At 35.2% G+C, this 11947-nt stretch carries 13 protein-coding genes and 1 rRNA gene; 5 read left to right on the top strand and 9 right to left on the bottom strand.

The window, feature by feature from the left end; translation table 11 throughout:
• The 4 genes from B9T31_RS02475 to ftsY all read right to left on the bottom strand — a co-directional run.
• A 16S ribosomal RNA gene (locus tag B9T31_RS02475) occupies positions 1-96 on the bottom strand; the annotation flags it as partial.
• A 399-nt stretch (positions 97-495) separates the two neighbouring features.
• Positions 496-1155, bottom strand: coding sequence for a DUF2057 family protein (locus B9T31_RS02470; protein WP_086180365.1), 660 nt, complete (start codon positions 1153-1155; stop codon positions 496-498).
• Between the two features lie 119 nt (positions 1156-1274).
• A complete protein-coding gene (locus B9T31_RS02465) occupies positions 1275-1868 on the bottom strand; it encodes a nitroreductase family protein (RefSeq protein ID WP_086180364.1) in 594 nt (197 codons plus the stop codon).
• Between the two features lie 195 nt (positions 1869-2063).
• The gene (ftsY, locus tag B9T31_RS02460; RefSeq protein WP_086180363.1) at positions 2064-3158 is read right to left on the bottom strand and encodes a signal recognition particle-docking protein FtsY; all 1095 of its coding nucleotides are present in this window, start codon (positions 3156-3158) and stop codon (positions 2064-2066) included.
• 174 nt (positions 3159-3332) lie between these two features.
• Here ftsY and B9T31_RS02455 point away from each other — a divergent pair, with 174 nt between their 5' ends.
• Both B9T31_RS02455 and B9T31_RS02450 read left to right on the top strand, forming a co-directional pair.
• Positions 3333-4727 (top strand): M16 family metallopeptidase, encoded by a 1395-nt coding sequence (locus tag B9T31_RS02455; RefSeq protein ID WP_171264671.1) that lies wholly within the window; start codon positions 3333-3335, stop codon positions 4725-4727.
• 19 nt (positions 4728-4746) lie between these two features.
• Positions 4747-6231, top strand: a complete 1485-nt coding sequence (locus B9T31_RS02450) for a M16 family metallopeptidase (RefSeq protein WP_086180362.1) — start codon at positions 4747-4749, stop codon at positions 6229-6231.
• A 12-nt stretch (positions 6232-6243) separates the two neighbouring features.
• Here B9T31_RS02450 and B9T31_RS02445 read toward each other — a convergent pair whose 3' ends face one another.
• Positions 6244-6570, bottom strand: a complete 327-nt coding sequence (locus tag B9T31_RS02445) for a hypothetical protein (RefSeq protein ID WP_086180361.1) — start codon at positions 6568-6570, stop codon at positions 6244-6246.
• A gap of 121 nt (positions 6571-6691) precedes the next feature.
• On the bottom strand, positions 6692-7051 hold the full coding sequence (locus tag B9T31_RS02440) for a hypothetical protein (protein ID WP_086180360.1): 360 nt from the start codon (positions 7049-7051) through the stop codon (positions 6692-6694).
• A 221-nt stretch (positions 7052-7272) separates the two neighbouring features.
• Here B9T31_RS02440 and B9T31_RS02435 point away from each other — a divergent pair, with 221 nt between their 5' ends.
• The 3 genes from B9T31_RS02435 (at position 7273) to B9T31_RS02425 (ending at position 8582) form a co-directional block, all read left to right on the top strand.
• Entirely contained in the window at positions 7273-7506 is a 234-nt protein-coding gene (locus B9T31_RS02435; protein ID WP_086180359.1) for a hypothetical protein, read from the top strand.
• A 154-nt stretch (positions 7507-7660) separates the two neighbouring features.
• A complete protein-coding gene (locus B9T31_RS02430) occupies positions 7661-8032 on the top strand; it encodes a DUF2750 domain-containing protein (RefSeq protein ID WP_086180358.1) in 372 nt (123 codons plus the stop codon).
• Between the two features lie 118 nt (positions 8033-8150).
• Positions 8151-8582, top strand: coding sequence for a CBS domain-containing protein (locus B9T31_RS02425; RefSeq protein WP_086180357.1), 432 nt, complete (start codon positions 8151-8153; stop codon positions 8580-8582).
• A 64-nt stretch (positions 8583-8646) separates the two neighbouring features.
• Here the strand turns inward: B9T31_RS02425 and trpB are convergent, their stop codons facing one another.
• Genes trpB through B9T31_RS02410 form a run of 3 tightly spaced genes read right to left on the bottom strand, consistent with a single transcriptional unit; the run spans position 8647 to position 11944 of the window.
• On the bottom strand, positions 8647-9855 hold the full coding sequence (gene trpB / locus B9T31_RS02420; protein WP_086180356.1) for a tryptophan synthase subunit beta: 1209 nt from the start codon (positions 9853-9855) through the stop codon (positions 8647-8649).
• A 34-nt stretch (positions 9856-9889) separates the two neighbouring features.
• Positions 9890-11077, bottom strand: coding sequence for a vWA domain-containing protein (locus B9T31_RS02415; protein WP_086180355.1), 1188 nt, complete (start codon positions 11075-11077; stop codon positions 9890-9892).
• A gap of 15 nt (positions 11078-11092) precedes the next feature.
• On the bottom strand, positions 11093-11944 hold the full coding sequence (locus tag B9T31_RS02410; protein ID WP_086180354.1) for an AAA family ATPase: 852 nt from the start codon (positions 11942-11944) through the stop codon (positions 11093-11095).
• Positions 11945-11947: the final 3 nt, after the last annotated feature.

The raw sequence follows: 11947 nt of genomic DNA, 5'->3' as shown, positions 1-11947 counted from the left end.
CTAGGTGATGTAGCAAGCTACATCTCCCCGCTCGACTTGCATGTGTTAAGCCTGCCGCCAGCGTTCAATCTGAGCCATGATCAAACTCTTCAGTTAAAATCATTTTGCACTTTAATAAAAGTGCTAAATCTGGCTCATCAATTACTGACAAAAAATTCTCAAATAAACTTCGAGTAATTCTTACCAATTATCAATGAAATATTTTCGATCGATCAATCAGTAAAAATCCACACAAGTTGTTCTTCATATTCTCTTAATGATCTCTCTAATACCTCGTCAGTACTAGATGATGGACTTCAATAAACTCAACAACTTAGCACTGCGTGCTTCGTTCGTTTCCGTCTATCTCGTCGGTATGGGGTGCATTCTAGACTAATTCAAAATCATTGCAACCCCTAATCTACATTGTTTTTGATTTTTCTTATCAAGTGATTATTATTTAATCTATAAACTACAATTTAGAATATTTTATATCCACAAACGATAGAAGTAATGTTAATTTGCCTGCTCAGCCAACCATAACATAAATTTTTGTCTGTCTTCTTTATTGGCATTTTTCCATGACAAGATCAACTGATTCAATGCATTCTTTGTCGTTTGTTGTACTTCATCACTTTTTTGATTTAAGAATTCTGCATTTTGAGTATAAACTGCTTTTGGTTGAACTTTATTTTCATTTAAATTTCTTGTTATATTTTGATCGCCAAAAACAGCATTAATAATTCCTCTTGGTTGCTGATACGTTCCTTCTTGAGTCATTAGCAATTCATTTTTATTATTATAAAGCCCAAATACTGGTTGTTTTGCAAATGCTTTTGCTTGGTCATTTGTTTTAGGTGCTTGTATCAAAGCTAAGGTATATGTTTCGTTATCTTTTAAAAGCGGTGTTTTAATCCGTACGGGTGCAGATCTCACAATATCATGTGCACCAATACCATTTTCAGCCTCAAAGTATTGGTAATAGCTTACTTCCAAATCATTAATGCCAGATTTTAATTGAAATTGACGTGAATCAGAACCAAATATTTTTTTTGCGATCGGTTGACCATTTATTTCTTCTACTTTAATTTCTTGTGGCGTCGTAAGCGTTACTGCTGCTACAACAAAACTACTTAGAGACATCGCAACAACCAAAGTAGATATTTGTTTTAACATTTATATTTCTCATCTATACATAAATAAACAAATACTATCTACCTCATTAATGACAATTTCATGAAACTTTAATAAAAAGGGCACAGAAATGCCCTTTTTTAAAATCATCAATACATAGATTAATTAAATGTTTTAAAACGATTTGCTTTTTCTATAAATTGTTTTTCACCCGCCGGTGCTTCAATAGAACCAAACACCAATTGTGCTCTCAGCTTCCAATTTGATGGGATATCAAACGTTTGTGCAACTTCATCATCAATGATGGGATTGTAATGCTGTAAAGATGCGCCAATATTTTGCTCAGATAGTGCTGTCCAAACCGCAAATTGTGCAATCGCTGTTGAATGTTCTGACCAAACAGGAAAATTATCGGCATACGCTGCAAAATTTTCTTGTAGTGATTTTATGACATTTTGGTCTTCATAAAATAATACTGTGCCATATCCTGCCGCAAAACTTTGAATTTTTGCTTCAGTTGCGGGAAATGCTTCTGTTGGGACAATTTTACGCAATGTTTCTACAACAATATTCCAAAATTTTAGATGTGATGCACCAAATAATTTCACCACACGAGAACTTTGTGAATTAAAAGAAGAAGGGCTAAATTCAACAGCTTTTTCAATTACATCTTCTATTTCTTGTTGCGATAATGTTACGCTTTTTCCGATCGTATAAATGGTACGGCGTTTTTCAATTTGATGTAAAAATGTCATTTTTTGCCCCATTGATTGTGTAATCAAGTTGATGTCGATGATTTATTATTAATTGTTTTACTTTTTTTAAAAATAGCAAATTCTATAACATTGCTTCTCATTTTTAGAACGATCCCATTCATCTATACATCAATTGAACCATGCATAAAAACCCCCACATTTGTGGGGGATTTTTATAATGAATAGGCTAATAACTTATTTTTCAGTTTCAAATAAAGCCGCTACAAAGGACTTAGCTGAGAAAGGACGCAAATCATCAATTTTTTCTCCAATACCAATAAAGCGAATAGGTACATGGGTACGGCTTGCAATATTAAATAATACCCCACCTTTAGCTGTACCATCGAGTTTCGTGATGGTAATACCTGTAAGACCTACGGCTTCATCAAATAATTCAACCTGATTAATAGCATTTTGTCCTGTACCTGCATCCACAACCAGCATGACTTCATGGGGTGCAGTTGCATCAATTTTTTGCATCACACGTTTAACTTTTGTTAACTCTTGCATTAAATTACTTTTGTTGTGTAATCGCCCTGCTGTATCTGCAATCAGAACATCAATTCCTTTTGCACGGGCACTTTCAAAAGCATCAAAAATAACAGAGGCCGAATCTGCACCATGCCCTTGCGACACGACAGCAATATTATTACGCTCACCCCAAATTTGTAATTGCTCAGTTGCTGCGGCACGAAAGGTGTCACCAGCCGCCAACATGACTTTTTTTCCTTCACCTTGTAATCGTTTTGCAAGTTTTCCAATTGTTGTGGTTTTTCCAACACCATTGACACCAACAACCAAAATAACAAAAGGTGCTTTATTGGGATCAATATGCAATGGTTTAACACGTGGTGCAAGTAAAGCCACTAATTCTTCTTGTAATGCCTTGTAGAGTGAGTGTGAGTAAATCAAATCTCCACGCGCAGTTCTTTCAGTCAAATTCGCAATAATGGTTTTTGTTGCCTCTACACCAATATCTGCAACTAAAAGTTGCTCTTCAACTTCTTCAAGTAATTCATCATCAATTTCTTTACCGCCAATCAAGATATTGACCATTCCATCGGTAAAGCTTTTTCTGGATTTCGTTAAGCCTTCTTTCATTCGGCTAAAGAAACCGCCTTTTGATTTTTCTTCTTGCGTGTCCTGTAGTTCTACAGGAACAGCTTCTTCAACTTTCGGATTTTCAACAATAGGTATATTCACTGACGGTAAATTCGGTAAAGTAATATCATCATCACCGATATCAGCATCAATCAAAAATTTATTTTGCCCATTAGATTGCTGTTGCATACCGAATCCTTGAAAAAAAGCATTACATAAAAAAGTAAATTCTAGCACAAAGATTCCCTATTTTTACGCGTAACACCAATTTGTTTTAAAGCCTACCAAACTCCAACAGACCTGTCTTGCGTATTCAACATCAATTTTAGACAATGATTTAATCTTCTCTTTTTTATTTTATGGATTTTTGTGCCAAAACGATTAATAAAAAAGTCTATTTTATTTTTGCAGAAATGTTCTATCACAGTAAATTTTATTGCAATCACAACCTTATCTTTAAATACAATAACTTATGCAGACACACGCAGCGAACTTGCCCACTCTACTTTTGAAACCACATTAAAAAATGGTTTAAAAGTCATCATTCGTGAAGATCATCGCTCTCCAATGGTTATGACTCAAATTTGGTACAAAGTCGGAAGCAGTGATGAGTCGGGTAATGTACTGGGTATATCACATGCATTAGAACATATGATGTTCAAAGGAACGCGTAAAGTCCCCAGTGATGAATTTACCCGTTTAAGTCGAATATATGGAGGAACTATCAATGCTGCCACTTATACAAATTATACGAATTACTATCAACTTTACCCTAAAACATACCTCCCACTTGCACTAGAACTCGAAGCCGATCGCATGTCTAACTTATTACTCAGACAAGCAGACTTCGATACAGAAATTAATGTTGTCATGGAAGAACGACGACAACGTACAGATGATAATCCACGGGCTTTAGCATTTGAACGTTTTAAATGGATTGCATATCCAACTAGTCATTATCGTCAACCTGTCATTGGTCATATGAAAACGTTGCAAAACTTACAGCTCAAAGATTTAACAGCATGGTATAAAAGTTGGTATACACCGAATAACGCTATTTTAGTGATTGTCGGTGATGTCGATGCTGAAGCCACCGTCCGCCTAGTTGAAAAATATTTTGCACCAATTCCGTCACAAAAACTACCCGAACGCAATGATGTCATTGAGTTTGAGCGCTTTGGTTTTCGCCACATGGAACTTAATTTTCCAGTGCAAGTTCCTAATTTATATTTATCATGGAATGTAAAATCCCTAGCCACCGCAAAAGATCCTCAAGATGTCTATGCACTCACCATTATTCAAAAAATTTTAGACAGTGGGATTTCATCAAGACTACAACAGAAATTAATTCGTGATAAAAAAATACTGAGCTCTGTCAGTGTTGGCTATGATCTTTATAATCGTGGAGATAGCTTATTTACAATTTCAGCTTTGCCTACTGAAGGTACTTCTATTTCTGAAATACATAAAGCAATTGAAAATGAAATAAACATACTTAAAAAAAATAGTGTAGCGCAAAGTGAGATAGATCAAGCATCCGCTAAATTCGTGTCTGATTTTATTTATCATCAAGATGATATTATACATCAGGCCAAAATGATTGGTAACTTAGAAGTCAATGGACTCAGTTATCGCCTTCTAGATGAACTCCCAAGACATTTTGAAAATGTTACCCCTCAAGATATTAAACGTGTGGCAAATAAATATTTTGTCCGTGAAAATTTAACCACGCTATATCTTTTACCTGAAGAGAAATAACTAAATAATGAGAAAAGCAATGCAAATAAATCAATTGATCACATTAATAGCTTCTCTCTCGGTTTCAGCCATTCTTCACGCAAATGTTCATTCAGATTCATCCCTCCTAAAAGAAACCCAAGACAATGCTGAACCCATAAAAGCTATCTCGACCTTACATAGTTTGAAAGGTTTAAGCTCAAAAACAAGTTATCAAACGCCTTTTGTTCGCGAGCTCAAAAATCGACATCATGTAAGAAGCTTATTTGTTGAGACACATGACTTACCGATTGTAGACATACAACTGACTTTCAATGCAGGATCTGCACGGGATGAGGAAATAGCGCAAGGGTTATATGGCTTATCCAATATGGTTGCTCAACTGATGCCTGAGGGAACAGAACAATATTCTGCGCAGCAAATTGCTTCAACATTTGAAAACATAGGTGCACAATTTAGTATTCAATCCTATAGAGACATGTTTATTGTTCGTCTACGTGTTTTATCTGACCCAGATAAGCTCACACCAGCAACTGATATGATGATTGAAGTACTAAATAATGCTTCATTCAAAACTCAAAGCTTAGATTTAAACTTAAACAATATGAAAGTTGGTCAAAAACAGCTCAGTGAAAATCCAAATCGTGTATTGGCAACGCAATTTAACCGTTCAGTTTATCAAGCTCATCCATATGCCGAACCCATCGCTGGAACCCACGGAAGCATACAGAAAATTAATTCAAGTTGGCTTAAAAAGTTTCGCGATCAATTTCTTGTATCACAAAACATGAATATTGCAATTACAGGTGATTTAACCTCTAAAGAAGCAACAAAACTCACCTCCAAGATCGCAAATCTATTGAAACAAGGCAAATCAGCAAAAGTATTGCCCACTCCTCAGTCTTTAGATGGATTCAATATCATTCACATCCCTTTTGATTCAACACAAGCTTATGTTTCAATGGGACACATCACCACCACACGAGGTGATCCAGATCGTTTGGCACTTGAAATTGCAAATCGAATCTTAGGAGGTGGTGGTTTTAATTCCTTACTCACAAAAGAATTACGCGTAAAGCGTGGATATACTTATGGAATTACAAGTCATATGAGTTTTAGCCAAGCACCTGGACTTTTTAATATCGGATATTCTACTCGCCAAGATCAGTTATTAGAAAGTATTCAAATCGCTCACAAAACATTGGTAGATTTTACTCAACAACCCATTGATACTCACATACTTGAAGAAACCAGAATGGGAGTCTTAAGAGCATTTCCAATGAACTACAGCAGCAATGCATTAACCAATGCACAACTCGGTGCGATGGGTTTCTACCAAGAACCTACAGATTATCTCGCGCAATATTCAAAAAACTTATTAAAAATTACCGCATATGATGTTCAAAATGCGATTAAACGACATCTTCATCCCAATCGGCTTACTCTTGTTATTGTCAGCAAAGAACTAGATCAAACAGCACTACTGCAAATATTACACGACAACTTACAATCTTCAACTTTCTAAGTGATTCGCTATTTATGAATGACTTTCAATCGAGATGGCTGGAAGTTGCTTTGCTCTTTTTTGCTCCATTTGTAATGCAAGCATCAATTTAAGATACTGCCCCACATTAATTTTCTCTTGGTTCAATAACAACAATGCCATTTCTTGAGTATCAGCATAATTTGATTGCTGCGAAATTTGATAAATGCTATTTAACTGTATTGGGTTAATCGAACGAAATGAAGCAAAAATAGATAAACCTAAAATAATCAAGATAATAAAAATCATCATAATATTATAAATATCTTCTAATCTGAGTCTATTTTTTAACAATTGAATTTTATGAATCACTTTTTGCATGTCTACCTCTAATTGGGTAGTTTAAAATGCTACATAACGATATACAAGCGAATTACTCAAATTGCACGAATTGATCGGAAAATTTGAGTAATTCTTTAAAAATCGTATGTTATAAACTCCATCAACCCAATAATGGACGAGCAAAAATAAAATATATGGAGACTGCAATAATAACCAATATAATGAAAATTACACCTAAATTTCCTGTTTCAGGGTCATCATGTGCGTGATGATCATCGTCTTGAGCTAATCGATTAAGCTCAGTACTATATATTTGGTAAAAATTTTCTCGATCTACATCAGACAATGTTTTTGTAAATTCATCTATTTTAAATTTTTGCTCCAAACCATATTGACCTAAATGTACTTCTTGATGAAAAATAGCTTCATCAATTTTCTTATGATGATATTGCGCTAGAGCGATAATTTGAGATTTAATTGGGGGTATATCCAATACAAATCCATCGATGGTCTTCGTCATCTTCTTTACTCCTAATTGTGCTTTAGTTATTACAAAAAAATATTTTTGTTTATTGCCTAATCATTTAAACTTGAAATTACAGCAAATGCAATGAAATTAAGTTTGACATTTCCATCAATTTGTAATATTACTTTAATGATAGATTGGTAAAATAATCTAAAGCCAAAAAAGTGGGCTTTAACGAGTAAATGTTAAATCATAATTACAATAAGGAGTTATATATGATTAATCAATTATCACAACATGATTTAGAACATGTTTATGCATCAGCAATCAATACGATTCAATATGAAATGAACTTCCAAGATGCCGTAAAAGAACTTGAAAGTGCTGCATTAGCAGGACATGGTAAAGCTGCAATGTTTCTTGCTGAATTATATTATCAAGGTTTTCGAGTAGAAAAAGACTCGATGAAAGGTCAATATTGGCAAAATTTAGCCACATTACAAGCATAAAAAAACGTCACTTAGGTGGCGTTTTTTTATGCTTGTATTTTTGCTAAGGTTCTATCATTGTTATATTTTTTTACGATTTTTATAAAAGCACCTACAATTCTCATCATACAATTCCTTTACACTATAATCCTGATGTATTTGATAAGAATTGATTATGGACTTCACCAGTGTTACACATTTACACCCACTACCTAAAGAATTCCTTCTAAAAATTTCAATCTTAAAGTTTTTAATGTATACGGGTTCACTTTGGGGTTTATATTATAATGGTTGGGCAATGACGTCAGATCACCAAGATCATATCTTTCCTTTTTGGCTAACCAGTTTTCAAGCCAAAAAATATGCAAAAAAATATTGGCCCAATTATACACCTCGTAGAATTACGCATGAGAATTTTCAACTGGCTCTTTTACCCACACTGAGCCGCTTAAATGTTTTACCTACGCTGTATCACACGACACAAAAATTTAAATTGAGTTGTCATCAAATGACATATTTGTTTTTTAATCAACCTAAAATGGTCTAATACGCACTTTTAAGTATATAAAGTGAAAATTTGAACGGTTGAGGTCTTTGCATTTGATGTTTTTCGCGCTAACTTTATCTTACAGACCGATAATCACAAAAACGGAGAAACAATATTAATGACTACCGTAAAAAACGTTTTACACGATAAAGCGAATCACGCAGTTTTTACCGTTCGCCCAACAGATACCGTATTTTCAGCGATTAAACTTATGGCTGAAAAAGGGATTGGTGCTGTTGTTGTAACAGAAAATGAAAAAGTTGTTGGTATTTTTTCAGAACGAGATTACACCCGTAAAATTGTTCTTAAAGAAAGAACATCTAGAACAACCAACGTCAGCGAGATTATGACTTCCAATGTCATCACAGTAGATACAAGTATACGCATTGAAAGTTGTTTAAATTTAATGACTGAAAAACATTTACGACATTTACCTGTTGTTGAAAATGACAAATTATTGGGTTTAATCTCTATTGGTGATTTAGTTAAAGCGGCAATGAATGATCAAAAAACCTTAATTGAGCAATTACAACAATATATTTCTGGCTAAATGTATCATTATTTATTCTCTTCATAAAAAACCTCGCGATTGCGAGGTTTTTTACTGGGCTTAATTAATTTAAACCCAGTTTTCCTGCCACATAATCGGCATCTTTATCCCCGCGACCAGAAAGATTAACCACAATTTTTACCGTTTTAGGTAATTTTCCTGCTTCACGAATTGCCCACGCAACCGCATGTGAACTTTCAAGCGCAGGAACAATCCCCTCTACACGAGATAGCGTCATAAATGCATCTAAACATTCTTGGTCCGTCGCAGTCGTATATTCAACACGTCCTAAATCTTTTAATAAGCTATGTTGTGGTCCAACCCCTGGATAATCTAAACCCGATGCGATTGAATGCACTGGTAAAGGTTCACCATTCTCATCTTCAAGGACATAACATGCCATACCATGAATTTGACTTGGTTTGCCCAAAGTAAGCGTTGCAGAATGCATATTGGTATCTAAACCATGTCCAGCAGGTTCAACACCAATCAATTGCACTTCAGGCTCATTTAAAAATGCAGTAAATGCACCTAGTGCATTTGAACCACCACCAACACATGCAACCACATAATCAGGATTTTGACCGAAACGATCATGGGCTTGAACTTTAATTTCATCACCAATAATTGCTTGAAAATCTCGCACCATCATCGGAAATGGATGTGGACCAACAACAGAGCCAATCGCATAGATAAATTGATCTGGATCTTTTAAATATTCTTCGAATGCGCTATCTACAGCATCTTTTAATGTTGCTGTACCACGTGTTACAGAAATCAAGTTTGCACCCAAAATTTTCATTTTAACTACATTAGGATGTTCTTTCTCAATATCGACTTGTCCCATATGAATTTCACAAGGAATTCCAACCAAAGCGCAAGCCGTTGCCAATGCAACACCATGTTGCCCTGCACCTGTTTCTGCAATTACTTTCTTTTTACCCATATATTTGGCAAGCAATGCTTCGCCTAAACAATGATTAATTTTATGCGCACCCGTATGGTTAAGATCTTCTCTTTTGAGATAGATTTGAGCACCGCCTAATTGATCAGATAAACGCTTAGCATGAAATAATGGACTTGGTCGCCCCACATAATTGGCAAATAAATCTGCTAATTCATTTTTAAATTCTGTTGTCTGACGAATTTTTTCATATGCAGCATTAATCTCGTCCATTGCCTGTTTTAAATGAGGTGGAATAAACTGCCCACCATATTCACCAAAAAATCCATTTTCATTTGGCAAGGCTATGCCATTAATGTGATGAGTCATTAAAATCCCTCTCTAATTTTAAAATAAAAATATTTTATCGTGCTAAATATTTGATCATGTCCTCAACACCCTTTAGTGTCATTGGATACATGTGATCTTCAAAAATTTGTCTAATCAAACCAATTGTCTGAGTATAGTGCCAATAATGAAATTCTTCAGGGTTCAGCCACGCCGTTTTTTCAAAATGTTGTCTTAACCGACCAAACCAAACTCGCCCAGATTCATCATTCATATATTCCACAGAACCACCTACAGAATTTAACTCATAAGGCGCCATACTAGCATCCCCTACAATAATGACACGATAATCTCGCCCATAGGTATTCAATAAGTCTAAGGTGTTCATTTTAGTATTTGATCGTCGAAGATTATCTTTCCAAACATAGTCATATAGACAGTTATGAAAGTAAAAATATTCTAATGTTTTAAATTCTGTTTTTGCTGCACTAAATAACTTTTCACATTGTGCAATGTGAGAATCCATTGATCCTCCCACATCAAATAACATTAAAACTTTGACTCTGTTTCGACGCTCAGGAACCAATTGAACATTTAAAATGCCTTGTTTTGCTGTTTCTCGAATCGTACTATCAATATCTAATTCTTCAGCAGCACCTTGCCTTGCAAATTTTCTCAGTCGCCTTAATGCCATTTGCATTTGACGTGTGCCTAAAATCTGCTCATCATCTAAGTTTCGATATTGACGTTGTTCCCAGACTTTCACAGCAGATCGTTTTCGTCCAGGTCCACCAATACGTACACCCTCTGGATGATCACCATATGCACCAAAAGGTGAAGTTCCACCCGTGCCAATCATTCGATTACCACCTTGATGTTTTTTATGTTGTTCACGTAAACGCTCTTCCAACATTTTCATCAATTCTTCAAGTGAACCAGCTTTTTTTAATTCTTCTCGTTGCTCAGGTGTTAAATGTTTTTCGAGTAGTTCTAAATCCAACCAATCTTTGGGGAGATTATGAATCTGATTGAGTATGTCATCTAAATTAAAACTTGAAATACCATCAAAATAGTCTTTCATTGCACGATCAAACTTATCAAAATAACGTTCATCTTTGACCATGATCGTTTTAGTCAGTTGATAGAATTCATCTTGATCTGCAAACACCAATTCTTCAGAAATCGCCTGATTTAAATCGATTAATTCACGAGTCGATACAGGAACGCCATATTTTCTTAAGGTATAAAATAACCGCACAAACATGGGCGCATTCTCCTTTTAACGACGAGCCATAAAAGCTAAACGTTCAAGCAATTGCACATCTTGTTCATTTTTAATCAATGCACCATATAAAGGTGGAATGGCCTTGGTCTTATCTGCATTTCGCAATATATCTTCTGGAAGATCATCTGCCATCAGTAAACTTAACCAATCAATCAGTTCCGATGTCGATGGTGGTTTTTTCAAACCTGGAACTTGGCGTAATTTAAAAAACACCTGTAACGCTTCAGATACTAATGTGGTTGAAATACTTGGAAAGTGGACATCGATAATCTCTCGCATCGTTGCTTCATCAGGAAATTCAATATAATGAAAGAAACAGCGTCTTAAAAAAGCATCTGGCAACTCTTTTTCATTATTGGATGTAATAATAACAATCGGTCTTTGCAGCGCTGTAATTGTTTCACCTGTCTCATAAACAAAGAACGACATTTTATCTAATTCATGTAGTAAATCGTTTGGAAACTCAATATCTGCTTTATCAATTTCGTCAATCAATAAAACACAACGCTCTTCGCTCGTAAATGCTTCCCACAACTTTCCTGGTTTAATATAATTTTTGATATCATAAACACGATCGTCACCGAGCTGGCTATCACGCAAGCGTGACACCGCATCATATTCGTAAAGACCCTGCTGTGCTTTAGTGGTTGATTTGATATGCCAAGTAATAAGTTTCAATCCTAAACTTTGCGCAACTTGCTCAGCTAAAAGCGTTTTCCCAGTTCCTGGCTCACCTTTTACTAAAAGTGGTTTTTGTAACTGACGCGCAGCTTTCACTGCAAGCTTTAGGCTATCCGTTGCAATATATTGCTGTGTACCCGTAAATTGTTGAATGTTTTTTGACATAGA

The organism is Acinetobacter sp. ANC 4558 (assembly GCF_002135375.1).
Lineage (GTDB): Bacteria > Pseudomonadota > Gammaproteobacteria > Pseudomonadales > Moraxellaceae > Acinetobacter.
Note: the sequence above shows the minus strand (reverse complement) of the source record. Positions and strands in the feature narration are given on the sequence as shown.

Bases quoted from the DNA above. Each gene is read 5' to 3' on its own strand.
- B9T31_RS02470 (WP_086180365.1), bottom strand. From the start codon at position 1,155: ATGTTAAAACAAATATCTACTTTGGTTGTTGCGATGTCTCTAAGTAGT.
- B9T31_RS02465 (WP_086180364.1), bottom strand. From the start codon at position 1,868: ATGACATTTTTACATCAAATTGAAAAACGCCGTACCATTTATACGATC.
- ftsY (WP_086180363.1), bottom strand. From the start codon at position 3,158: ATGCAACAGCAATCTAATGGGCAAAATAAATTTTTGATTGATGCTGAT.
- B9T31_RS02450 (WP_086180362.1), top strand. From the start codon at position 4,747: ATGCAAATAAATCAATTGATCACATTAATAGCTTCTCTCTCGGTTTCA.
- B9T31_RS02445 (WP_086180361.1), bottom strand. From the start codon at position 6,570: ATGCAAAAAGTGATTCATAAAATTCAATTGTTAAAAAATAGACTCAGA.
- B9T31_RS02440 (WP_086180360.1), bottom strand. From the start codon at position 7,051: ATGACGAAGACCATCGATGGATTTGTATTGGATATACCCCCAATTAAA.
- B9T31_RS02435 (WP_086180359.1), top strand. From the start codon at position 7,273: ATGATTAATCAATTATCACAACATGATTTAGAACATGTTTATGCATCA.
- B9T31_RS02430 (WP_086180358.1), top strand. From the start codon at position 7,661: ATGGACTTCACCAGTGTTACACATTTACACCCACTACCTAAAGAATTC.
- B9T31_RS02425 (WP_086180357.1), top strand. From the start codon at position 8,151: ATGACTACCGTAAAAAACGTTTTACACGATAAAGCGAATCACGCAGTT.
- trpB (WP_086180356.1), bottom strand. From the start codon at position 9,855: ATGACTCATCACATTAATGGCATAGCCTTGCCAAATGAAAATGGATTT.
- B9T31_RS02415 (WP_086180355.1), bottom strand. From the start codon at position 11,077: ATGTTTGTGCGGTTATTTTATACCTTAAGAAAATATGGCGTTCCTGTA.
- B9T31_RS02410 (WP_086180354.1), bottom strand. From the start codon at position 11,944: ATGTCAAAAAACATTCAACAATTTACGGGTACACAGCAATATATTGCA.